General features: G+C 52.4%; 25 protein-coding genes. 5 read left to right on the top strand and 20 right to left on the bottom strand.

All coding sequences use genetic code 11. From position 1 onward, the window contains the following. Positions 1-6 precede the first annotated feature (6 nt). Positions 7-1107 carry a M24 family metallopeptidase gene (locus LLU09_RS07620; RefSeq protein WP_228311227.1) on the bottom strand — a complete coding sequence of 367 codons (1101 nt, stop codon included), beginning with the start codon at positions 1105-1107 and terminating at the stop codon, positions 7-9. Between the two features lie 115 nt (positions 1108-1222). Between LLU09_RS07620 and LLU09_RS07615 the strand changes: the two genes are divergently transcribed. Then, positions 1223-1834: a hypothetical protein gene (locus LLU09_RS07615; protein WP_228311226.1), complete on the top strand. Its 612-nt coding sequence runs from the start codon at positions 1223-1225 to the stop codon at positions 1832-1834. A 45-nt stretch (positions 1835-1879) separates the two neighbouring features. On the opposite strand, the gene LLU09_RS07610 is transcribed toward LLU09_RS07615, so the two are convergent. The 13 genes from LLU09_RS07610 to pta all read right to left on the bottom strand — a co-directional run bounded on the left by LLU09_RS07610 (position 1880) and on the right by pta (position 15647). Then, positions 1880-2437, bottom strand: a complete 558-nt coding sequence (locus LLU09_RS07610; protein WP_094906165.1) for a sugar O-acetyltransferase — start codon at positions 2435-2437, stop codon at positions 1880-1882. 130 nt (positions 2438-2567) lie between these two features. Further along, the gene (nhaC, locus tag LLU09_RS07605; protein WP_228311225.1) at positions 2568-3971 is read right to left on the bottom strand and encodes a Na+/H+ antiporter NhaC; all 1404 of its coding nucleotides are present in this window, start codon (positions 3969-3971) and stop codon (positions 2568-2570) included. Positions 3972-3987: 16 nt separating this feature from the next. Continuing rightward, a complete protein-coding gene (locus LLU09_RS12685; RefSeq protein WP_483314030.1) occupies positions 3988-5946 on the bottom strand; it encodes a S9 family peptidase in 1959 nt (652 codons plus the stop codon). 82 nt (positions 5947-6028) lie between these two features. Further along, the gene (locus tag LLU09_RS07595; RefSeq protein WP_228311223.1) at positions 6029-6985 is read right to left on the bottom strand and encodes a FecCD family ABC transporter permease; all 957 of its coding nucleotides are present in this window, start codon (positions 6983-6985) and stop codon (positions 6029-6031) included. Next, a complete protein-coding gene (locus LLU09_RS07590) occupies positions 6978-7889 on the bottom strand; it encodes an ABC transporter substrate-binding protein (protein WP_228311222.1) in 912 nt (303 codons plus the stop codon). Before LLU09_RS07590 ends, LLU09_RS07595 begins: the two co-directional genes overlap by 8 nt. A gap of 49 nt (positions 7890-7938) precedes the next feature. Further along, positions 7939-9585 carry an arginine--tRNA ligase gene (argS, locus tag LLU09_RS07585; RefSeq protein ID WP_228311221.1) on the bottom strand — a complete coding sequence of 549 codons (1647 nt, stop codon included), beginning with the start codon at positions 9583-9585 and terminating at the stop codon, positions 7939-7941. Positions 9586-9588: 3 nt separating this feature from the next. Further along, on the bottom strand, positions 9589-9969 hold the full coding sequence (locus LLU09_RS07580; protein WP_228311220.1) for a YwiB family protein: 381 nt from the start codon (positions 9967-9969) through the stop codon (positions 9589-9591). A 73-nt stretch (positions 9970-10042) separates the two neighbouring features. Further along, positions 10043-11398, bottom strand: coding sequence for a magnesium transporter (gene mgtE / locus LLU09_RS07575; protein WP_228311219.1), 1356 nt, complete (start codon positions 11396-11398; stop codon positions 10043-10045). A gap of 186 nt (positions 11399-11584) precedes the next feature. Further along, the gene (locus LLU09_RS07570) at positions 11585-12109 is read right to left on the bottom strand and encodes a YwhD family protein (RefSeq protein WP_228311218.1); all 525 of its coding nucleotides are present in this window, start codon (positions 12107-12109) and stop codon (positions 11585-11587) included. A 12-nt stretch (positions 12110-12121) separates the two neighbouring features. Then, positions 12122-13423 carry an HD domain-containing protein gene (locus tag LLU09_RS07565; protein WP_228311217.1) on the bottom strand — a complete coding sequence of 434 codons (1302 nt, stop codon included), beginning with the start codon at positions 13421-13423 and terminating at the stop codon, positions 12122-12124. An 86-nt stretch (positions 13424-13509) separates the two neighbouring features. Continuing rightward, a complete protein-coding gene (locus LLU09_RS07560) occupies positions 13510-13722 on the bottom strand; it encodes a hypothetical protein (protein ID WP_228311216.1) in 213 nt (70 codons plus the stop codon). A 124-nt stretch (positions 13723-13846) separates the two neighbouring features. Continuing rightward, positions 13847-14668, bottom strand: coding sequence for a lipoate--protein ligase family protein (locus LLU09_RS07555; RefSeq protein WP_228311215.1), 822 nt, complete (start codon positions 14666-14668; stop codon positions 13847-13849). Next, positions 14661-15647, bottom strand: a complete 987-nt coding sequence (gene pta / locus LLU09_RS07550) for a phosphate acetyltransferase (protein ID WP_228311214.1) — start codon at positions 15645-15647, stop codon at positions 14661-14663. Before pta ends, LLU09_RS07555 begins: the two co-directional genes overlap by 8 nt. 135 nt (positions 15648-15782) lie before the next feature. On the opposite strand from pta, the gene hemQ reads away from it, so the two are divergent. Then, positions 15783-16529, top strand: coding sequence for a hydrogen peroxide-dependent heme synthase (gene hemQ, locus LLU09_RS07545; protein WP_228311213.1), 747 nt, complete (start codon positions 15783-15785; stop codon positions 16527-16529). A gap of 241 nt (positions 16530-16770) precedes the next feature. On the opposite strand, the gene LLU09_RS07540 is transcribed toward hemQ, so the two are convergent. The 6 genes from LLU09_RS07540 to LLU09_RS07515 form a co-directional block, all read right to left on the bottom strand. Further along, positions 16771-17466 (bottom strand): hypothetical protein, encoded by a 696-nt coding sequence (locus tag LLU09_RS07540; protein WP_228311212.1) that lies wholly within the window; start codon positions 17464-17466, stop codon positions 16771-16773. Beyond that, positions 17463-18347 (bottom strand): ATP-binding cassette domain-containing protein, encoded by an 885-nt coding sequence (locus LLU09_RS07535; protein WP_228311211.1) that lies wholly within the window; start codon positions 18345-18347, stop codon positions 17463-17465. Before LLU09_RS07535 ends, LLU09_RS07540 begins: the two co-directional genes overlap by 4 nt. Further along, complete coding sequence (locus LLU09_RS07530; RefSeq protein ID WP_228311210.1) at positions 18337-18717, bottom strand: GntR family transcriptional regulator; 381 nt, start codon at positions 18715-18717, stop codon at positions 18337-18339. Before LLU09_RS07530 ends, LLU09_RS07535 begins: the two co-directional genes overlap by 11 nt. A gap of 127 nt (positions 18718-18844) precedes the next feature. After that, complete coding sequence (locus tag LLU09_RS07525; RefSeq protein WP_040106256.1) at positions 18845-19210, bottom strand: DUF423 domain-containing protein; 366 nt, start codon at positions 19208-19210, stop codon at positions 18845-18847. Positions 19211-19233: 23 nt separating this feature from the next. Further along, positions 19234-19548 (bottom strand): DUF5327 family protein, encoded by a 315-nt coding sequence (locus LLU09_RS07520; protein ID WP_228311209.1) that lies wholly within the window; start codon positions 19546-19548, stop codon positions 19234-19236. After that, the gene (locus LLU09_RS07515; protein ID WP_228311208.1) at positions 19545-20198 is read right to left on the bottom strand and encodes a uracil-DNA glycosylase; all 654 of its coding nucleotides are present in this window, start codon (positions 20196-20198) and stop codon (positions 19545-19547) included. Before LLU09_RS07515 ends, LLU09_RS07520 begins: the two co-directional genes overlap by 4 nt. A 114-nt stretch (positions 20199-20312) precedes the next feature. Between LLU09_RS07515 and thiD the strand changes: the two genes are divergently transcribed. The 3 genes from thiD (at position 20313) to bshB2 (ending at position 22250) form a co-directional block, all read left to right on the top strand. Further along, entirely contained in the window at positions 20313-21143 is an 831-nt protein-coding gene (gene thiD / locus LLU09_RS07510; protein WP_228311207.1) for a bifunctional hydroxymethylpyrimidine kinase/phosphomethylpyrimidine kinase, read from the top strand. Between the two features lie 68 nt (positions 21144-21211). Next, complete coding sequence (locus tag LLU09_RS07505) at positions 21212-21571, top strand: DUF1806 family protein (protein ID WP_175287886.1); 360 nt, start codon at positions 21212-21214, stop codon at positions 21569-21571. 10 nt (positions 21572-21581) lie between these two features. Next, positions 21582-22250 (top strand): bacillithiol biosynthesis deacetylase BshB2, encoded by a 669-nt coding sequence (gene bshB2, locus LLU09_RS07500; RefSeq protein WP_040106261.1) that lies wholly within the window; start codon positions 21582-21584, stop codon positions 22248-22250. Positions 22251-22257: the final 7 nt, after the last annotated feature.

Here is a 22257-nt window from a genome sequence, read left to right as displayed (position 1 = left end):
TCTTCTCTATGCTTCAAGTGTAATGCTGCCGATGTCTTTCGGAAATTTTGTGAAGATGTACGGTGTGTCATCGATATACAGCATGTCCTCTATACGCACGCCGCCAAATCCAGCCTTGTAGACCCCTGGCTCCACAGTGATGACATGCCCCTTTTCAAGCTTATCCGTATTCTGTGCATCAAGTGATGGCGCTTCGTGCAGTCCGAGACCCAGGCCATGCCCGATGCGGTGTGTGAAGTACTCCCCGTAGCCGTCGGCCTTTATTTCATCGCGTGCCGCGTCATCGAGCGTATTCATCGGGGCACCGACCTGAGCCTGGCGGATGCCGGCTTCGTTTGCCCTCAGTACGGAGTTGTAGATGGCCGTCTGCTCCTCGGTCGGCTCGCCAATGATGAACGTGCGTGTCATGTCCGATACATAGCGGTCCTTCGTCACCACACCGAAGTCGATGAGCAGGAAGTGTCCTGGTTCGACGGTAGTCTCCCCGGATGTGCCATGCGGCAGTGCGGAATTCTCCCCCGTCAGCACGAGTGGTCCGAATGATACATCCACTGCACCATGCGCCTTTACCCGTGCCAACAAAAATTCTGCGATTTCCTTCTCCGTCTTGCCGGACACCGGTTCATTCACCAGGTCGGCCAGGGCCTTTTCTGTAATGTCCACCGCTTCCTGGAGCTTCTCCCTGTCGTCGTCATCCTTCTTTCCGCGCAGCTGGTTTATTTGAGCCTCTACGGAGTGTATCTGATCGGCTGTATAGTTTTCAAGGAGCCTCTGATAGCGGTTGTATGTCACATGTCCGCCTTCGATACCCAGTGACTCCGCGTCGATCGCATGTTCGAAGATCAGCCTGAATGCGTCTTCCCCATCATTATACGGTAGATGGTTGTCGACGGTCGCCGTATCATTGACGACTTCCTGATCAAGTGCCGGGAACATCAGAGCCGTATCATTCGTCTTTACGTTGATCAGCAGGGCGAGCACCCTCTCATGGGGTTCGATATGGCAGCCTGTGAAATAGAAGACGTTCGTCGGTTCTGTAATGACCACCATGTCCAAATCAAGCATTGATGTAAGTTTTTCCACTCTCTCTTTGTATTTCTGTGTCATCTCCAACATCCTTTCTCATTCATTTCATCATTTCCAATATACCACAGGTTGAGTGAATATAAATTCCATGCCACTTATGCTACCATTACAGTATCGAAAAATGGAGGCCTGGTTCATGTCACTATCATCCATCAAGCAGCTCCATAAGGAGTTCAATCCCACATTCTGCATCCAGCCCCACATCACCGTCTCCCTCCTATTGCTCTATACAATCATCAGCGGCATCTTCGGCTACCTGCTCGGCGTGGAACTCTTCTCACAGGAGACGATACCTGGTGTCCTGCTCTTTGAAATCCTTCTGCTCCGCCTGGGAGTCCTCACCCTGTATGCTATGGCCAACCTGTTCTTCCTCTATCTCATGATCGGGTGGTTCAGAAAGTCATTCGTCCAAGTACCAGTACTTCTATCCTATTACCTCATATTCACAACAGGCGTCTTTATACTGACCATACTGATGTTCCTCCTAATCTGGGGGTTCGACTCAATCTTCGGCATCACTGAATCACCGCTGCTCATCGTCTTCGGGATTTCACTCGTCATCATTTTCACTCTTTTGAACCTGTATCCCGGCTATCTTTTTTATCTGGCCATCCGACACAGGCCCATCGACACTTTCTGGCCCATCATACTATATATCATCGGCATCCATCTGATCACTTTCATCATGCTGCGCCTGTGGAATGCCGTCGACCTCATATTGATCTGGAATCTCGGCACTTCAACATAAAAAGGATGTGGCACCCTTCGGGAGGCCACATCCTTTTTGCTTCCATCATTCTCTTCCGGGTTCAATCGTCCGGATTACCTTGCACGGGTTGCCCGCGGCGACCACATTTGCCGGCACGTCCTTGACGACGACCGCCCCGGATCCGATGACGGCATTATCGCCGATCGTGACTCCCGGATTGACCGTGACATCAGCGCCGATCCAGACATTGTCACCAATCCTTATCTCTTCGGCATATTCCAGTCCCTGCCGCCTTTTTACAGGATCGATGGGATGGTTGACTGTAATGACCGACACATTCGGCCCAAAAAATACATCATCACCGATTGTAATCCTTGCAACATCGAGAAAGACGCAGTTGTAGTTTGCATAGAAGTTCCGTCCAACTTTGATGTTGATGCCATAATCGCAGTAGAAAGGCGCGCGGATGCTCAGCCCCTCTGCGTGATAGCCGAACAGCATGTCCAGCAGCCGTCCCTTGTCTTCGCCATGCGGATGGTTATACTGGTTCATCAGATTCTGTGCATTCTCCCTCAAGTGTACAAGTGTTGCATCCTGCGGGTCATAATATTCTCCACGCAGCATCTTTTCCTTTTCCGTCATTCCACTCACCTCGTCCATAAAAGTTGCTTCCGTTTCATTTTCCCTCTTTGCGCGAGCGTTAAGCAGGGCGATGGAAAGAGGGGTATTTCCAAGAAGATTTCCCGGGAAATTTCATGATACCGGAGAGGCATCAGGTGTGGGATTTCTTCGCAATGCCGAAGCCGGTCCATCCATAGATGAGGGCAAAGACCACACAAAGATAGCACGGAATCGCCCAGATCAGAAATTCAGAGATGGAGACATCGAGCAATGTCGTATAGTAGATGCCCGAGGTGCCCCATGGAATGAAGGGCAGCACCATGGTACCGGCATCTTCAAGTGTGCGGGAAAGGTTCTTGCGTTCCAGACCGAATTCGTCGAATGCATCCTTCATCAATGTGCCGACGACAATAATGACCACTGAAGCCACACCGGCCGTGAATACCATGACCAGACTTGCAAGTACTGTGGCTGAAATCAGGTGGGCCATCGATTTTATGATGCTGAATATCGCTTCCAGAATGACTTTCAGACATCCGCTTGCTTCAATCATGCCAGCAAACGCATAGCCGCAAAGGATGGTGACGATGATGGTCGTCATGCTCATGATCCCGCCCCTGTCGAGGAGGGACTGCATATTTTCATTCGGTTCCGGGAGGATGTGGGAAACCATCTCAAAATTGAATCCATCGACCATTGATGTGAAACCATGGGCGAATCCGAATCCATTCACCAGAAACCCGATGAAGAGGGCCACGATGCTTGAAAGCAGCATCATCGGCACTATCGGGTACTTTTTGAATGCCCCGATGACGATCACCAGAATCGGCAGCAGCATGACCAGGCTGAAATTGAATGCCCTATCAAGCTGGCTCAGCAGCTCCTGGACATTCGGTGCATCGGCCGAACCGGCATCAATCTGCAGCCCCACAATGAACCATACGATGAGGCCGATGATGGAAGCCGGGAATGTCGTCCACATCATATGCCTGATATGATCATATATATTCACACGATTGACCAGCGCCGCGAGATTCGTCGTATCTGACAGAGGTGACATCTTATCACCGAATACACCGCCGGAAATGATGGCACCCGCCGCCATACCGACATTGATGTCGAGCTCCATCGCAATCGCAATCAGGGCGATGCCCGCCGTACCGACCGAGCCCCATGCAGTGCCTGTCGCAACCGATACGATGGCTGTCAGAAGGAAGGCACTGACAAGGAAGTAGGTCGGATCAATGATCTGCAGCCCCCAATAGATCAGGTATGGGACGGTCCCGGAGTAGATCCACGTCCCGATGATGATGCCCACAGCAAGGAGTATGTAGAGTGCGGGCATGACCGTCTTGAGCAGATCGGCCACCCCCTCCTCCATTTCCCGCCAGCTCAGGCCGACCCTCCAGGCGATGAATCCTGCATATGCGGCTGCAAGCAGAAGCAGTGGCTGGATGGCAAGCCCCATCACTCCAAAACCGATTCCAATGATGATTGCGAGAACAATAATCGTCGATAATGCCTCAAAGAGTGTCGGATCCCGTTTTTCCTTCATGGAAGCCCCCTTTTAATCAGTCCATGTATTTTTCGAACCAGTCCGTCAAGTGCGTCAGACGTTCGATCCTCAAGTTCGGTTTGCCGGTACGGGAAAGGTTGTGATCCGCTTCCGGGAACCGGACGAACTGCGTCTCCTTCTTCTGGTACTTGAGTGCGATATACAGCTGCTCACCCTGCTCGATCGGACATCTGAAGTCACGCTCGCTGTGCAGGATCAAGAGGGGCGTATTGATGGCGTCGACGTACTTGATCGGGGAATGGTGCCACATCTTGTCGATGTCTCCGAACTCCGCCTGGATCTGCCAGTCGGTGAAGTAGTAGCCGATGTCCGAGACCCCGCGGAAACTCACCCAGTTGCAGATGCTCCGCTGTGTAACCGCAGCCTTGAAACGGTCCGTATGGCCCACGATCCAGTTGGTCATGAACCCGCCGTAGGAGCCGCCTGTGACACCGAGATTATCCTGGTCGATCCAGTCATATTTTCCTGTGATATAGTCGACTCCAGCCATGATGTCACTGTAGTCGCCTCCGCCATAATCTCCCCTGACGGCATCGACGAAGGATTGTGAATAGCTGTGCGAGCCCCGTGGGTTTACGAACAGGACGGCATACCCCTTAGCCGCAAGCACCTGCATCTCATGGAAGAATGTATTGCCATAGAAGGCATGCGGGCCCCCGTGGATGTTCGTGATCATCGGATACTTCCTGCCTTCTTCATAGCCTGCAGGCTTCATGAACCATCCCTGCACTTCCGTGCCGTCTCCACTGTTGAATGTGATGTCTTCCGGGTCCACAATTTCCGTCTCCTCGACGTATGCACGGTTGACATGTGTCAGCTGCTCGAGCTGCTTCGATTCGAAATCAAACGTGTACAGTTCACCTGGAGAGGTGTGTGTTGAGATCGCGAGCACGGCATGATCTTCCGCGGCATCCATACCAAAGATATGGTGGCGGCCTTCAAGCAGCGGTCTGATTTCACCCTCTATACTGCCTTCATAGAGGTTTACGCTCCCGTCGTCCGATACGAGGAACACGAAGCGTGTATCGGATATCCACTGCGCGGGGTTCTGCTCGATGGCCTGCTGGGTGTCTGCAGCGACATAGTCCCCGACGGGCTTGTCGAGCCCCCCGGTAACATGCTGCTTCTCCCCTTCATCAATGTTGTAGACATGAAGCGTGGCATGTGTGGCATTCTCGAACTCGCGTCCCATCTCGACGACCAGCAGATGCTTCCCATCGGGCGAGGCATCCACTTTCACCACACCGCCTTCTGCAGTCGGTATCTCCTCAGGCTGTGCATCCCCCTTTTTGATGTACAGCGTCTGGTTGAAGTTGAAATCGCGATCTTCGCTGGCATCCGTCGAATAGACATACACATCCCCGCCGATCGTTTCGTGGAGCGTGAAGTTCTCCTCCCCTTCGAACAGGGTTTCCACTTCCCGTGTCTCCATATCGACGGACTTCACCGCCTGATATTTCTCCTTGAGGAGCCCCAGGCTGTCGGCCTTATATTTCATCCGGTCGATGACGACCGGTTCCGGCTTCTTATCCTTGTCATCTTTTGATTCCTCTTCGCCTTCTCCATTCCCCTTTTCATTGGAGACATGGTAATGGACCTTCTGGCCGTCACTTGAAAAATCGGCGCTGTTGACACCCTCTTTCTCATCGGTCAGCTGGACACGCTCCCCACCTGCTGAATTCAGCAGGAAGACCTGCGGTTTGTCGTCGGCCTTTGCAATGAACAGCATCCATTGGCCGTCATTCGAATGTCTGACATTGGACAGACGTTCCGGCTGATATGTAAGCTGCTGCATGGCTCCATCCTGAAGCCGGTACAGATTGGTGATGTAGTCATTCTTCTCCTCATCGAGATGCGTGACCAGTGTGGTGATCCGCTGATCAGCCCCCACTTTCGGCGAAGAGACCGAATTGATTTTGAAAATATCCTGAATGCTCGTTCTACGTGTCACTATAATTCCCCCTTAAATTAAAAAAAGACTGAATATACAGCCTTTTCATTATTTTATCACGATGATATTCAATTGCCCACTCATGTCACTGACGGCCTCCGGTGAGCACCCGCTTATGCATCAGGAAGATGAAGAGCGGCACCGCTGAAACCATCACCATCACCCCTGTGGGGATCTGGATGGGTGCGATGGCCGTACGTCCGACGGTATCGATGATGATGATGTATAACGCCCCATACAGTGAAGAGAGTATGAAGAGCGGCCGGAACATCAACGGCCGGAAATAGAGGATCATCTGCGGAACGATGATGCCGACCAGCGCAACCAGTCCGGTGAAGCTGATCGCAACAAGCGGAGGAACCGATGCGACGACAAGCAGCAGGGGACGTATCCTCCGGACATCGACGCCAAGGCTGTACGCCCTGGCATCGCCCAGGTTGAGCAGGTCTAGGGCACCACCGGCCCGATACAGTACCGCACCCGACAGCAGGGTCAGCACACCCGTCAGCAGCACTGCACCGTAGTCTGCACCGGATAATGAGCCGAACATGTAGCGTACGATGGATTCGGTCTGATCGGGCGCGATGAGCACGATGATATATAGCACGCCACTCATCATCGCCCCAAGCAGTACCCCGATGATGATCAGCGTCTCAGGCCGGTAGGTCGTCTCAAGCCGCCTTGCTGCTGCCAGCACGAGTGCCAGGGCCACAAGCCCCGCAACGATGCTCGCCAATGGGCGGAGGACCAGGGGCATCACACCGGTGACCGAAGCTGCACTGCCGAGGACGGCGGCATTCGCCATCCCGAGGGTGAAGCTGTCCGCCATCGGGTTGCGCAGTACAATCTGGAAGACCACCCCGCTCATGGCGAGCGCAGCCCCGACGGTAATGGCGAACAGTACACGCGGCAGGCGGATGTTGATGATGATGTTCATGGCCTGGTCCGAGGGGAGCCCCCTCAGATTCACCGAGCCGATGAAGAGGCTCAGGCCCGCTGCCAGAAAGGTGGCTGCTGCAATGATGGCGACATGCCTATTCATATACACAGCGTCCGACTGCCCTCAGACCTTCCGCAATCCGGGGGCCCGGGCGGGCCAGAAGGTCCGGAGGGATGTTGCACTGGTTTTCAGGCTGGCTGATTTTGAGTTCGGAAAACCCGGGCGTCCCTCCGATTGATTCCTCAAGTTCCGCGTCTTCAAGGCCCATGATCGACACCAGTTTGTCCGGATCCCTTTCTACAACGTCCTCAGGGCTGACATTCGGATACCCTTCGAGATCACCGAATGCATTGTCGATATAGATTTCCTCCAGCGCATCTTCGATGAAAGTCCCGCTCCCTGCGGTATAGAGTTCAGGCTGGCTGGAAATATGTACGAATACCTCATATGAATCTGAACGCTCCTCAAAGATGTTGTTCTGCACATTGACATCCCGTTCGATGCCCTCCACCAGCCACTCGGCAGCCGTCTTTTCCCCAAGGAAATCCCCGATGTCCCTGATCGATGCATATATATCTTCAATGGATCGCTCTTCGTTGAGGATCAGCAGCTCTGCCCCCGTCGTCCCGGAAACCAGTTCCAGCGTTTCTGCATAATGGGATACAGAGGTCTCATGCCCGAGTATATGAGTCGGCTCAAGTTCGATCAGCTGCTCCGCATCCAGTTCGAAGACATTCATTTTCTCAATCTCGTCATTCTCCACGACCGACTCCGGATGGCTGACTTCCGTCGTCACAGCCACCAGATTGGTCCCAAGTCCAAGTTCTGCAATGATCTCCGTAGTGCTCGGCATCAGTGAAACGATGCGGCGTCCCTCAAGCGGTGTCTCCTCAGGATCGACCTCATCCACACCTTCACCGGCCGAAGTACATCCTGCAAGCGTGATGATAAATATGAGCAGTACGACTGACAGCCTGTTGTCCATATCCGCCACTTCCTTGGTCATTGATTTCAATTCCTGTAAAAAAGCCCCCACCACTTGGCGGGGGCGATGATTACATCTGCTCAGGTGCAGAGACGCCGATCAGACCCAGTGCATTCTCCAAAGTCTGCCTGACCGCTTCAATCATGAGCAGATAGGCAGCCGTTTTTGCCTGGTCGTCCGTCAGCACCTTATCTGCATTATAGAATTTGTGGAACACCCCGGCGAGTTCCTGTATATAGTTTGGAATGCGGTGTGTCGCACGGCTCTCCGCCGCACCTTTGACCACATTCGGGAAATCGGCAAGCTTCTTCAGCACCTCGAGTGCATGTTCATGTACAATCACATCAAGATCCGCGTCCATATCGAGCGCATGGCCATCCGCTTTCGCCTGGCGCAGTATCGAACAGATGCGGGCATGCGCATACTGTGCATAATAGACCGGGTTGTCACTGGATTCGGACTTCGCCAGTTCAAGATCGAAGTCGAAGTGCGTATCCGGACTGCGCATCGCGAGGAAATAGCGGCTTGCGTCCACTCCGATCATCTCGATGATGTCGCGCAGCGTAATCGCCTTGCCGGTACGCTTGCTCATCTTGACCTCTTCACCGTTTTCTATCAGGCGCACCATCTGCATGATCTGGATTTCCAGACGCTCCGGATCTTCACCCAATGCCCCGAGCGATCCCTTCAGACGCTTTATATAGCCATGATGGTCCGCACCGAAAAGGTTGATCAGCTTGTCATAGCCGCGCTCGACCTTGTCGAAGTGATAGGCGATGTCCGGCATCAGATATGTGTATGTGCCATCCTGCTTCCTGAGTACACGGTCCTTGTCATCTCCAAAGTCCGTCGTCCTCAGCCACAGCGCACCATCCGCTTCATACGTATAGCCGTTTGCAGTCATCTTGTCGAGCGCCTCGGTGATTTCACCCTTCTCATACAGTGTCGATTCGCTGAACCAGCTGTCGAAGTGCACATTGAAGTCATGGAGATCCTGCTTCAGCTTCTCCATCTCATAGTCGACGCCCATCTGACGGAACATCTTCACGCGGTCTTCACGGGACGTATCGATCAGCTCCGGCGACTCCTTGGCCAACTTCTCGCCGATCACCTGGATGTCCTTGCCCATATACCCGTCTTCCGGCATGTACAGCTCCTGCCCCAACGCTTCCAGGTAGCGGGCTTCAATGGACAGCGCCAGATTTTCGATCTGGTTTCCGGCATCATTGATATAGTATTCGCGGGTCACATCATGCCCTGCAAACGCCATGATGTTCGCCAGCGTATCACCGACGCTTGCATTTCGTGCATGACCGATGTGCAGGTCACCCGTCGGATTCGCACTGACGAACTCGATCAGCACCTTTTTGGGGTTCTCGTGCACCGTACTGCCATAGCGGTCCTTCTCGGACAGGACCTTATGGATGATGCCCGTCAGGGACGCCTCGTCCATCCTGAAATTGATGAAGCCCGGCCCTGCAATGTCCACGGATTTCACACTGGCCGACTTATAGTCGAGATTGTCGATGACCGCCTGGGCGATCTCCCTCGGATTGCGCTTCGCCTCTTTCGTCAGCACCATCGCTATATTCGTGGAGAAATCCCCATTCGTCTTCTCCTTCGGCACTTCCACCTTGACCGGGGGCACGGTTTCCACGAGCCCCGACTTTCTGACTGCTGCTTCGATCGATGTCCTTAACTGCTGTCTCAAATCCATCGCTTACCCTACTTTCCTGATTTTATAATGATAATCCCCGAGTTTGCCGTTATGGTCGTACAATTCGTAACGGATCTCAATCGTCACTTCCCCGATGTCGAGCGCGGTCGTATTGATGCGGAAATGATGCTTCCCCGCCGGAGACTCATAGAACGTATCCGTCGCCTCCCCCTGCTGAAAATGAAAATTCATATTGATGATGCCGCGCCTCTGGATCTTGATGAAATCATCACCGACACGCATCACCACATCAATTTCATAGTCGTCCAGCTGCTCCGTGTAGCGGAGGTAGCGGTCCTTCCGCTCCAGCACTTCAGCAGTGACCGTCTGTTCATAGCGTTTCCTTTCGCCATTCATATCGACGACCTGGTTGATTCGATACATTGTTTCCTTCTTATCCATAATATCACCTACAAGTAAGGTAAATTATAACATACCGGCATAATGTAGACTACGCCTATATCTGCAGCAGGGTGGTCGCTATTGAAAAGTAGATGAACAGTCCGATGATATCATTCAGGGTCGTGATGAACGGGCCACTCGCAACAGCCGGATCTATCTTCAGCTTGCTGATGATGATCGGCATGATTGTACCGATGACCGTTGCAACACTCAGCGTCAGGAGCAGTGAGATGCCGACGATGAATGCGAGCCACAGCTCCTGATAGAAGACCAGGATCAGTGTGATGATCGTGATTCCGCTCGCCGTGCCGACCATCACCCCGGCGCCAAGCTCCCGTCCCAGCGTGCGCCACAGGCCATGCTTCTGGTATTCCCCTGTGGATATCGTCCGCACCATCACTGCGAGCGACTGCGTCCCCGTGTTGCCCGCTGCGTCCATGACGAGCGGGATGAAGAAGGAGAGCAGGACGACCGATTCGAGCGTCTCCTCAAACGCACCGATGACATTTGCCGTAATCAGCCCGAGGCCCATGAGGAGCATGATCCATGGCGCCCGTTTCCTGGCGGCCCCAAAAGGGGAGACATTCATGTCCGTCGTACCCCGCGAGGCGGTGAGTTCCCCCACATCCTCCGTCGCTTCGAACTCCATGATATCGATGATGTCATCCACCGTGATGATGCCGAGCAGTTCATTGTCTGCACCCACGACCGGGACGGCAATGATGTCATAGTCCTGCATGATATGGGCCACCTGCTCCTGGTCCATGTCGACGGTCACGGTATGGACCGATGTATCGCATATCTCCTTCAGTTTCCGTGAATCGTCGGCAATGAGGAGATCTCGCAATGCAACGAGTCCGATCAGCTGCTGGTCATCGTCCACCACATAGACGAAATGCATCGCTTCATATGTCGTCGTATCCGTCTTCAGCTTTTCAACCATCATGTTCACATCATCCTCGGGTGCCCCTCGGACGAATTCCTTCCGCATGATGCTCCCGGCGCTGTGCTGGTCATACTGCAGGAGCTCCTCCATGTACCGCCGCTTGGTCGGGCTCAATCGGGAGAGGATCTCCTGCTGGTCCGCTTCCTCCATCGGCTCGATGAAACGACGCGTGTCATCGGTCGCCAGACGTTCCAGCATGCGTATACGGTAATCCTCCGCCATGATCCCGTACAGCTTCAGCTGCCTTCTGCGGGAAAACCATTTGAAGACCTGTGCAAATGCCTCCGGTGAAATGACTTCAAATACCGCTGCCTGCTCCGCTCTGCTGAAGGACCTCAGAATCTGGTACTGTTCATTGCTATGTAGCCCGGCAAAGCGTTCGGCGAATGCCGATCCGTCCGCATGAAGCATCTCCCTGTATGTCTCGATTGTCCGGGAATCGAGCCTTTTCTTCATATCCCTCATTAATTTACGCCTCCTTCGAATCCTTATTGGACCATACCCGCACGGAGGCGTAGCAGAACAAAAAAAGTGGCCAGGATTTCTCCTGGCCACCGTGTCCTAGTTATATCGCATATAACTACATATATTTTATATTTCGGCAGACCAATCTGCAATCTTTTTATCGCTTTGACACAATACCGTCACAATTTAGTCATTTTCCATCTCTTTTTGCAGCGCTTCCGAGTTGTTCCATATCTCCTCATTGTGGGATATCAGGAAGGATTTCAGGGCAGAGCGGCTGGCCGGATCCATTTCGTTCAGATCGATCTTTCCTTTCATGGAACGGTCCATCATGTTGACATGCTCAGGCATCAGCTTGTATCCCCGGCGCTTCGTCCTGTTGACCATCTCGAAGCATGCCGCAACCCCGCTGTATACGGGTCCGACATCCATGCGTTCCACACTCACCCATACCAGCCAGTAGGATTCCGCATCCTCACCTTCGACTTCGGATCTGTCCGTCACCCATTTCACACGGCGCTCCACTTCAGCGCGCGCATGCAATCCGCCCATATCGATGAACACTTCACCCGTATCTTTATTCACATATACGGGGGCGACGTTCTCCAGGCTGATGGAGCCGATATTCTGGCCCTTGTGCCCATCAAGCGGGTCATTCTTGAGGATATTGAACTGGAATCCAGGTTTCTTGCCATTAGAATCATTCGTCATATTATCATACTCCTATGCCAATTCATTAAGTAGATTTATAATTTCACCTTTGACTTCAAGGTCCTCTATCTGCAATATCTTTTCTCTTGGGTAATAAAGTTTCGAATCCATGCGGTGGACGCCGGTTATGCTGTGGATGATGGCCGACTGGGTACTGATTTCACGCAGTTCCCCATTGCTCCGCTTCAGGTGGATCGGCCTGCGGTTGCTCTTCGATCCGGGACGGTCATAATCATAGGGCAGGTCCGAATAGGAATCACTGAAGAAGTAGTAGTCGGGATCGATGCCTGCCTTCTCAAAGAGGGCCTCGAGTTCGGAAATGGTGATGACCGAGCCATCGAACGGGAGGTATTTGAAAAGGTCCCTGTTGACGAACCGGTGCGCCAAGTCACTCAATATCGGATCATCTTCATGGATCCACTCCTGAAGATAGAAGTTGACGACCATCTCGTCCAGCCGCAGGTAATCTTCGACGGTAACTTCCCCCGAGAAGAATGGTATGAAGTATTTTGGCGCCTGCTTGAATGTATAACCCGTTTCGTGCAGGTGCTTCGCCCGCTTCAGGGCGAGGTTCAAAAGGACTTCCCCACCCCTCGATACGGGATGGAAATAGATTTGCCAGTACATCTGGTAACGGCTCATCAAGTAGTCTTCAACGGCATGCATACCACTCTCCTTGATGATGACCTCCTCCCGGCTCGGGCGCATGACACGGAGTATGCGCTCCATATCGAAATTGCCGTAGCTTACGCCTGTATAATAGGAATCACGCTGGAGGTAGTCCATACGGTCGGCATCGATCTGGCTCGATATCATGCTGATGACCAGCCTGTTCTCATGCGTCTTGTCGATGACCTTGGCGACCTCAAGCGGGAAGTCCACACTCACCCGCTTCAACACTTCGTTCACTTCCGTATTTCCGAGGATGATCTTACGCGTAAATTCCTCGTGATCCGTATCGAATATCGTCTCAAAGCAGTGGGAAAACGGTCCATGACCGAGGTCGTGGAGCAGTGCCGCGGCCAGGGCCAGCAGCCGATCATCATTATTCCATTCTTCGAACTCCTGGAAGTTGACCACCATGCGCCGTACGATTTCGTAGACGCCGAGCGAGTGGTTGAACCGGGAATGCTCTGCAGAATGGAATGCCAAATAAAGCGTGCCGAGCTGCTTGATCCGTCTCAGCCGCTGGAACTCCTTCGTCTTGATCAGGTCCCATATCACCTGATCCCGCACATGAATATACCGATGCACCGGGTCTTTGAAAACCTTCTCTTCTACAAGCTGTTTTTTGCCATATTCACTGATTGTCATCCCACTGCCCTCCTATGCCCCTATAATATCATAAAAATAAGGGCTACCAAAGATGGGCAGCCCTGTACCATGCGCATTGGAAGATGCTACTTGTCTTCTTCATTGCCGAGGGGACGCTTCTCATTCTTCTGCTTCTGCACGTCCTCTTTCCTTTCGGCCTCCTCTTTGCCCCTTTGGCTTGGCGGGCTGTCTGGAGGGACATCTTCCTTGACTTCATCCTCAAGCCCGCGTTCCTTCTGATGTTTGAGCATTTCTTCATCTTCTTCTGTGGTCATTCTTTTATTTTTTTCATCAGCCATTCATATCCACTCCTTTTACAGGATATATTCCACCCCACGGAAGAGTTAAACGCCCGTATTTCTATCGTCATGATACTCCATGTTGCGTTTACCCAACAAAAAAGGCCATCCATTGATGACCTCTTCATTTCATATCTTCTTTTTCCGAACGGATATCCTTATTCCGCTGCTTCATACGTTCTATATGATGATGGTAACGGTCCCGCATTGCCGCATCCATATCCGGGAGCGGTTCAAGACGCCCCTCCCTGCGGATGATGCCGAGCATGCGCTCGAGCACACCATCGACAGTCAGCTCCGTACCGAGCAGCTCGTTCAGCGAAGCCATGTCGCCTGGATGGATGTCGGGGTAGGAGAACTTCGTGTCCTCCCCTTTCTTGGCCGCCTCATAGAAATTACGCATTATTTCAGCGCGCTCCGCACCACTACCCGTAATACACAGATAGATCTGTACGGCGACACCCTGCTTGATCCTCCGTTGGGAGATTCCTGCAAACTTCCGCCCATCGATGCTCAGATCATAGCTGCCGGGGCAGTAGCTGTGCTCAATTTCATACGCTTCTATTTCCGTATCCGGGAAGGCTTCCCGGACAAGCTCCAGCATCATATCGTATCCCTCATCAATCTGGGCAGCTGACGATTTCGGAAGGATGAGCGAAACATTCAGCACACCCGTGTCGAGCACAACACCAAGGCCGCCGCTGTTCCTCACGATATAGTCGAATCCAGCCTCTTCCAGATAGGAAAGCCCATCCGTGAGATGGGGCAGCCGTGCATCATGCAGTCCCAGGATGACATAGGGATGATGGACCCATGCCCTGAACCTCGGCACACCATCTGTACTCACAATCTCCTGAAGCACATCATCCATGGCAAATGACATGTAAGGATGGGGTGTCGTTTCAATCGGCACATAGTGCCAGTGTTCCCGGAACAGCCTATGCATCGTCCTGTGTCAGCGCCTGTGTGGCAGTGAACAGTGCAAGGTTGAAGACTTCATCCTTGGAGCATCCACGGGAAAGGTCATTGACCGGCTGGTTCAGCCCCTGGAGGATGGGTCCATAGGCTTCAAAGCCGCCGAGGCGCTGGGCAATCTTATAGCCGATATTGCCGGCTTCAAGGGAAGGGAATATGAATACATTTGCACGCCCCTTCAATTCGGAATCGGGTGCCTTCTTTTCGGCTACACTTGGAACGAAGGCTGCATCAAACTGGAGTTCTCCATCGATCGGCACTTCAGGCAGCTTCTCCTTCGCGTATTGTGTCGCAAGCTTCACTTTTTCCGTCTCTTCCGTCTTTGCAGACCCTCTTGTAGAGAAGCTCAGCAATGCAACCCGTGGGTCCATACTGAAGCTCTTTGCCGTCTTTGCCGCTTCCACAGCAACTTCAGCCATCTCTTCTGCATTCAGCTCCGGATTGATGGCACAGTCCCCCATGACATACAGCTCATCGCCGCGCAGCATGAAGAATACACCGCTTGTACGGGTCACACCAGGCTTCGTCTTGATGATCTGGAGCGCCGGACGCACCGTGTCGGGAGTGGAATGGACTGCACCGGATACAAGGCCTTTGGCCCTCCCCGTATATACGAGCATCGTACCGAGGTAGTTGACGTCATTCAGTATTTCGAGTGCCTGATCCGATGTCACCTTGCCTTTGCGACGTTTCACGAACTCATCTGCAAGCATCTGCTTGTCCTCATAGGTGGCTGGGTCGATCATATCGAGCTTACTGATATCCAGCCCCTCTTTTTCAGCCAGGGCCTCTATTCCAGCCGCATCCCCGAGTACAATCGGTTTGACGTATGTCGTTTCCGCAAGTTCCACAGCGGCAGTGAGGACTCTTGGATCTGTGCCCTCCGGAAAAACGATTTCCATATTTCTATCTTCCAGGTTAGATTTGAGATTCTCTAGAAATTGACTCATAATATCCTCCTTGGTTAGCCTTTGCATACGCCATATTATACTCTTTTTGTCACATTATTTCATCCCTATCTGCTTTTAAAACGTTTTCTTATGGAGTAAGATGGAGGGAGATATGAAAAAAGGAGAGATACACAAATGAATGAAGCTGCACAAACACTCGATGGCTGGTACAGCCTTCACCTGCTTTACAATGTGGACTGGCCGTCCCTCCGTCTGCTTGAAGAGGAAGAATTGAACACTCTTGTGTCAGAACTGAAGGGATTCCTCGAACGCCAGGAGGAAGTGCACCAGAAGAATGAAGGCAGCTATTCCTTCTATAACATCACTGGGCAGAAAGCGGACCTGATCCTATGGATGCTGCGCCCGACGGTCGATGAACTCAATACATTGGAGCTCGAATTCAACAAGCTCCAGATCAGTGATTTCCTCATCCCGTCCTACTCATATGTCTCCATCGTCGAGCTCAGCAACTATCTGGCGAAAGATTCCGGTGAAGACCCTTACCAGAACGAATTCGTCAGGAAGCGCCTCTATCCGGAAGTCCCGAAATCGAAGTACATCTGCTTCTACCCGATGGACAAGCGTCGTCAGGGAGACGACAACTGGTACATGCTGGATATGGAGAAGCGCCGTGAACTCATGCGTTCCCACAGCATGATCGGCCGCAGCTATGCCGGCAAAGTGAGGCAGTTCATCACGGGCTCCATCGGCCTCGACGAATATGAATGGGGCGTAACCCTCTTCTCCGATGATATGCTGCAGTTCAAGAAACTGATCTATGAAATGAGATTTGATGAAGTATCCGCACGTTACGGCGACTTCGGAGACTTCTTCGTAGGTGTTCATCTGCCGACGGACTCCTTATCCGCTTTTTTCAGATAAGTTTCAGGTTTCAATACACTCTCACGTGGCTATATATAAATAAATACACTTATCGAGAGAGAGTTGGGAGGAATCAAGATGGGCCGTCTACTTCGCAGACTCATCCCTTTGGCACTGCCATTCATAATCAGGAAATTCAAGAACCGTAAAAATAAAGGCGGAGGCAAGCAGTAACCCCCTACCGCCTGAAATAGAAAGACCTCCCCGCATGGATCACGTCCATGATGGGGAGGTCTTTTTTCTATTTCACTTTGACAGGCACGGAACGGATGAGGGATTGAAGTACCGCAATGGTGAACAGTATGAGCAGGATGCTGAATATGATCGTCAGCAGCAGATTGCCGGAGCCGTATCCCGCCATCTCCATATTGAAGAACGTTCCTGCAGTCTGGAATGTCCACATCGCATCGATCGCAGCCGTAATGCCGAGGCTGAGCACAATGGCGATCATGCCGCCGAGGAAACCGCGGTAGAATCCGATGCTGATGATGAAGCCGGCCAGGAAGAACACATATGCCGTTATCAGGTGCGAGACGATATGGGCCAGCGGGCCGGCCACCGTATCGGCTGCGACGATGCCATCTCCAAACCATGGCATCATGCCGAGAACAAGCGACAGGATCCACGTTACGACTGCCAGGCCGATCGTCACCACCCCACCTGTCAGAATCATGGCATTTAGGAAAGTCTTACGTGTCAGACCAAGGCTGATTGCAAGTTCCAGGAACATGAATACCGCCAATATTCCTGCTACAAGCATGAAGATGCGATTGGCAGAGGATGCCATCGCATAGAATGACATCTCATTCACTTCGGTCTCATTTACGAACAGTGATACAAGGATATATATCACAGCCATGATCGGCAAGTACCACATGGTCCATTTGGCGATCTCCTTCGAAAAGTCCATCGTTGCCAGTTTCAGTCTATTATTCATTGTACACCCTCCCTGTCTTCAGTCATTCTGATAAATAATTCCTGCAGTTTCAAAGGTGCAATGTTCAAATGACGCGACTGCGCTTCCTGCTTCTGCGGCTCTTCCAGATGCCCAAGCACCATGTCGGATTGGGTGGGCCCGAGATGCTCGGTCGCAAGCACATCCATCCCACGGGTGAATTCGGACACCTTCTCCGTCGGCCCGGTGACCCTGAAGCCACGCTCAAGGAATATATCCAGCGGCTCCTGCATCATCACCCTCCCCTGATGGATGATGATGACCTCATCAAACAGATATTCCATCTCGGATACGATATGGGTGGAGAGGATCAGGATTCTCGGGGTGCGTGCATTCGCTTCAACCACCTGCTGGTAGAAATACTCCCTTGATGGGGCGTCCATACCGTTCGTCACCTCGTCAAAAATGGTGACCGGTGCATTCGATGCAAGACCGAGCACCGCATTCACCGCGGCCTGCTGCCCTTTTGACATGCGGTTGAGCGCCTTCCTGCGATCGATCTTGAAGCCATCGAGCAGTTCATACGCATAATCGGTATCGAAATCCTCCTTGTATCGCTTCGTCATTCTGCAGAAATCCTCAGGTGTCCGGTATTCCTCAGAGTAGTCGGCTTCGTAGAGGAAATCCACCTTGGGCATCAGATCGGCGTTCTCGTACGGATCCTGGCCGTCGATCGTCACCACCCCGCGTGTCGGTTTCCTGAAGGAGGCGATCAGTGACAGCAATGATGTCTTTCCTGCGCCATTTCTGCCGAGCAGCCCGTAGACCCTGCCCGTCTCCATCTTCAGGCTGACGTCCTCCAGTATCGTATCCTTCTTTATGTTCAAGGACGCATTTTTGATTTCCAATACACTATTCGACATCCATATTCCCCTCCATCTCATGAATCAATCCTTCAATCTCCTGCCTGGTAAGGCCAAGCTTCTCCGCTTCCTCGATCATCGGTTTCAAATATTCACTGACAAAACGCTCTTTCCTGCCGTTGAGCAGCACACCCCTCGCCTCGGGTGCGACGAACATGCCGACCCCCCGCTTCTTATAGATGACCCCTTCATCGACGAGCTGATTGACGCCTTTTGCCACCGTCAGGTGGTTCACCTTATAGAACTGGACGATTTCATTTGTGGAAGGAATCCTGTCATGCGCCTTGAGCGTCCCATCGATGATCTGGTCGCTGATCCAATCCTTGATCTGTTCAAAGATGGGCTTCTTGTCATTGAGCACCCCCGCCATATGCACCCCTCCTAACTAGTTATATAGTTATGTATATAAGTATATACCAATATGCAGAAGATGTAAACATGCACTTTGGATTTTAAGCATAAAAAAAGGACCCCACCAAATGGAGTCCGATAAGGTATTACAGCCTGATCATACCGATGATGAGGCATACCCATCCGGCCAGAAAGAGTACCCCGCCGATCGGCGTGATGGCACCGAGTATGGAGATGCCGCTGACCGCAAGGATATACAGGGAGCCGCTGAAGAAGATGATGCCGAGCAGCATCAGCCATCCGGCTGCCCCGAGCAGCGGTGCTCCCGTCGCCTGGACGAGGATGCCGACCGCTATAAGTCCAAGTGCGTGGTACATCTGGTAGGACACTGCCTTTTCCCAGACACTCATGTAATGCTCACTGATCTTCCCTTCGAGGCCGTGTGCCCCGAAGGCTCCGAGCGCAACCGATATGAATGCATTGACCGCCCCGAGTATGATGAAAGTCTTCATTTCCTTTTCTCCTTTGAATCAATCTAGAAATCGAACAGTGACTCGCCGTTTCCGAAGCCATCGTCTGTCCTGAGTGTTTCGCGGGTCGCCGGCGCCGGCTTCGTTCCGGACACCTTGCCGCCCATCTGCTCGAGCATCATGCGGTCCTCTTCCGACAGCATCTGCCCATCCTGCGCTCCAGCCGGCGGGGCGGGGTGCTGCACGCTGCCCGTCTCCGATTTCAGCAGGCCGAGCAGCCGTTCCATCGCATACAGGTGCTTCTCGAATTCATGCGGCTGGCTGGCCACTTCCATCCTGTGGAGCTCCTGCTTCAGTTCTGCAATGATTTCCTGCCTCATTCCTGTTCACTCCAGTCCACAGGAGCTCTCCCATGCGCCTCCAGGTACTCATTGGCCCGGCTGAATGGACGGGTGCCGAAGAAACCCCTGTGTGCCGACAGCGGACTTGGGTGGGTCGACTTGATGACACAATGCTTCGATGTATCGATCAGCCGTTCCTTCTTCTGGGCCGGCTTGCCCCAGAGGATGAACACCACATGCTCCAGGTTGTCCGATACATGGCTGATGACGCCGTCCGTAAACGGTTCCCAGCCGAGTCCACGGTGGGAATTCGCCTGGTTGGCATCAACGGTCAATACTGTATTGAGCAGCAGTACGCCTTCTCTCGCCCAGTCCTTCAGGCTGCCGGTCGTCCTTTTGATGCCGAGGTCCGATTCCAGCTCCTTATACATATTCCTCAGGGATGGCGGTATTTTGACGCCGTCATTGACTGAAAAGGCAAGGCCGTGCGACTGGCCTTTCCCATGGTAGGGATCCTGTCCCAGTATGACGACCTTCACATTTTCAAGCGGTGTCAGTTCGAATGCTGTATATATCTGTTCACGCGGCGGGAACACTTCCCCCGACTCGTATTTCTCTTCAAGTGTCGATTCCAGATTGGAAAAGTCGCTCTCTTCTTTTATCGATTGGAAGACATCTTCCCATTTCATGATCCTCACCTCTGTCTAAAGTTTGATTATATCATCTAATCAAGCATGTCTCTAGAAATATACCCCTCGTTATAGTAAAATATCATTATTAATGACATTGGAGGAATTCAACTCATGGCACTTAAAAAAACACTCACAATTGCAGGTTCAGATACAAGTGGCGGTGCAGGCATTGCAGCCGACCTGAAAACATTCCAGGAACATGAAACGTATGGCATGACGGCACTGACTACGATTGTGACGATGGACCCTGAAACATGGTCCCATGGTGTCAATCCAATACCACTCAATGTCGTTGACGCACAGATTGCGACAGCACTTTCAATTTCACCGGATGCGATAAAGACGGGCATGCTCCCTTCAGAAGAGGTCATCGAGCGCAGCAAGGATGCCTATCTCAACAGTGAAGCGAAGCATTTCGTCATCGACCCTGTCATGGTCTGCAAGGGCGACGACGAAGTCCTCAACCCGGGCCTTGTTGACGCGATGGTCGAGCACTTGCTCCCGCATGCAACAGTCGTGACACCAAACCTCTTTGAAGCGGGACAGCTTGCCGGATACAAGACGCCGAAGACTCTGGATGCCGCAAAGAAATGCGCAGAAGTCATCCATTCCAAAGGCGCACAGCACGTCATCATCAAAGGCGGCTCCGAGATCGAAGGTGAAAAGGCTGTCGATGTATACTATGATGGCAAGGCATTCCACCTGCTTTCAAGCGACAAGATTGACGCCTCCTACAACCATGGTGCCGGATGCACGTTCGCAGCGGCCATCACGGCTAACCTTGCCAATGGACAGGAGCCGCTTGAAGCGATCAAGAACGCCAAAGCTTTCGTCACTTCAGCCATCAAGAACGGCTGGAAGATGAACGATCATGTCGGCGTCGTCCGCCATGGTGCAGCGAATACTGTAGAGCAGATCGAAGTCACAGAAGAACAGATATAGCTACAGCCACAAAAGAGATAGCACGCCTATCTCTTTTGTGTATGCTGTTTTAAGGAGCGTTTCACACAATGGAGAAGATCAACCGCGAAGAGGTACAGGAGCTTTTGAACAGCTACCAGGACAAGAAGGTATATATCCACGTCGAAGTGACGAGCGGGATGTATGCGAGCCATCTGGATGACCAGGTATTCAATGCAGGCATGTTCCTCAGGAATGTCCCGGTGAACTACACTCAGGGTGCAATCAGGGGTGGTGACGAAGGCCAGTACCGTGTCGGCCTGAAACTCGACAACGGCGGCTGGGTCTATGTGCTTGGCCTCACACACTTCGAAGTCAATGAGAACAATGAATTCATCATGCATGGCTTCAATTATGAAGGCAAGCTCGCAAGCGCACTTGAAATTTCTACAAAAGAATTCTTTAAATAGGAGGCATACCATGGAAAAAGAAAATCACGTACTCGTCATCTTCCCCCACCCCGATGATGAAGCTTTCGGTGTGAGCGGTACGATGAGCCGCTATGTGGACATGGGAGTCCCGGTGACATATGCCTGCCTGACATTCGGGGACATGGGCAGAAATCTTGGCTATCCCCCGTTCGCAACACGGGAGTCACTGCACGAAATACGCAAAAGGGAAGTCGAGGAAAGTGCCCGGCTGATCGGCCTCGATGACCTCAGGCTCCTCGGCTATCGGGATAAGACGCTCGAGTTCGAGCCGCCAGGCCACCTGAAAGGTGTCGTCAGGGATATGATCGATGAACTCGGTCCCACCCGGATCATCACCTTCTATCCCGGCTATTCCGTCCACCCTGACCACGAGGCCACTGCAGAAGCGGTAGTCGAAGCCGTATCGGAGATGCCCGCATCAGAACGTCCGGTGCTCCAGCTCGTCGCCTTCAGCAACGATACACTCAAGGACCTCGGCGAACCGGACATCGTCGTCAGCATCGAAGGATATGAGGAACGCAAAGAGAAGATCATGGCGGCCCATGAATCACAGACCGGCCCGCTGCTCAAGACACTGGCCGGCAACACGCAGGAGAGTGAAGCCGCACGCCAGATGTGGATGCAGAATGAAACATTCTACAGTTATGATATAGATTAAGGAGTAG

This window comes from Salinicoccus sp. RF5, assembly GCF_020786625.1.
Classification (GTDB): Bacteria; Bacillota; Bacilli; order Staphylococcales; family Salinicoccaceae; genus Salinicoccus.
Note: the sequence above shows the minus strand (reverse complement) of the source record. Positions and strands in the feature narration are given on the sequence as shown.

Bases quoted from the DNA above. Each gene is read 5' to 3' on its own strand.
- LLU09_RS07620 (WP_228311227.1), bottom strand. From the start codon at position 1,107: ATGACACAGAAATACAAAGAGAGAGTGGAAAAACTTACATCAATGCTT.
- LLU09_RS07615 (WP_228311226.1), top strand. From the start codon at position 1,223: ATGTCACTATCATCCATCAAGCAGCTCCATAAGGAGTTCAATCCCACA.
- LLU09_RS07610 (WP_094906165.1), bottom strand. From the start codon at position 2,437: ATGACGGAAAAGGAAAAGATGCTGCGTGGAGAATATTATGACCCGCAG.
- nhaC (WP_228311225.1), bottom strand. From the start codon at position 3,971: ATGAAGGAAAAACGGGATCCGACACTCTTTGAGGCATTATCGACGATT.
- LLU09_RS07595 (WP_228311223.1), bottom strand. From the start codon at position 6,985: ATGAATAGGCATGTCGCCATCATTGCAGCAGCCACCTTTCTGGCAGCG.
- LLU09_RS07590 (WP_228311222.1), bottom strand. From the start codon at position 7,889: ATGACCAAGGAAGTGGCGGATATGGACAACAGGCTGTCAGTCGTACTG.
- argS (WP_228311221.1), bottom strand. From the start codon at position 9,585: ATGGATTTGAGACAGCAGTTAAGGACATCGATCGAAGCAGCAGTCAGA.
- LLU09_RS07580 (WP_228311220.1), bottom strand. From the start codon at position 9,969: ATGTATCGAATCAACCAGGTCGTCGATATGAATGGCGAAAGGAAACGC.
- mgtE (WP_228311219.1), bottom strand. From the start codon at position 11,398: ATGAGGGATATGAAGAAAAGGCTCGATTCCCGGACAATCGAGACATAC.
- LLU09_RS07570 (WP_228311218.1), bottom strand. From the start codon at position 12,109: ATGACGAATGATTCTAATGGCAAGAAACCTGGATTCCAGTTCAATATC.
- LLU09_RS07565 (WP_228311217.1), bottom strand. From the start codon at position 13,423: ATGACAATCAGTGAATATGGCAAAAAACAGCTTGTAGAAGAGAAGGTT.
- LLU09_RS07560 (WP_228311216.1), bottom strand. From the start codon at position 13,722: ATGGCTGATGAAAAAAATAAAAGAATGACCACAGAAGAAGATGAAGAA.
- LLU09_RS07555 (WP_228311215.1), bottom strand. From the start codon at position 14,668: ATGCATAGGCTGTTCCGGGAACACTGGCACTATGTGCCGATTGAAACG.
- pta (WP_228311214.1), bottom strand. From the start codon at position 15,647: ATGAGTCAATTTCTAGAGAATCTCAAATCTAACCTGGAAGATAGAAAT.
- hemQ (WP_228311213.1), top strand. From the start codon at position 15,783: ATGAATGAAGCTGCACAAACACTCGATGGCTGGTACAGCCTTCACCTG.
- LLU09_RS07540 (WP_228311212.1), bottom strand. From the start codon at position 17,466: ATGAATAATAGACTGAAACTGGCAACGATGGACTTTTCGAAGGAGATC.
- LLU09_RS07535 (WP_228311211.1), bottom strand. From the start codon at position 18,347: ATGTCGAATAGTGTATTGGAAATCAAAAATGCGTCCTTGAACATAAAG.
- LLU09_RS07530 (WP_228311210.1), bottom strand. From the start codon at position 18,717: ATGGCGGGGGTGCTCAATGACAAGAAGCCCATCTTTGAACAGATCAAG.
- LLU09_RS07525 (WP_040106256.1), bottom strand. From the start codon at position 19,210: ATGAAGACTTTCATCATACTCGGGGCGGTCAATGCATTCATATCGGTT.
- LLU09_RS07520 (WP_228311209.1), bottom strand. From the start codon at position 19,548: ATGAGGCAGGAAATCATTGCAGAACTGAAGCAGGAGCTCCACAGGATG.
- LLU09_RS07515 (WP_228311208.1), bottom strand. From the start codon at position 20,198: ATGAAATGGGAAGATGTCTTCCAATCGATAAAAGAAGAGAGCGACTTT.
- thiD (WP_228311207.1), top strand. From the start codon at position 20,313: ATGGCACTTAAAAAAACACTCACAATTGCAGGTTCAGATACAAGTGGC.
- LLU09_RS07505 (WP_175287886.1), top strand. From the start codon at position 21,212: ATGGAGAAGATCAACCGCGAAGAGGTACAGGAGCTTTTGAACAGCTAC.
- bshB2 (WP_040106261.1), top strand. From the start codon at position 21,582: ATGGAAAAAGAAAATCACGTACTCGTCATCTTCCCCCACCCCGATGAT.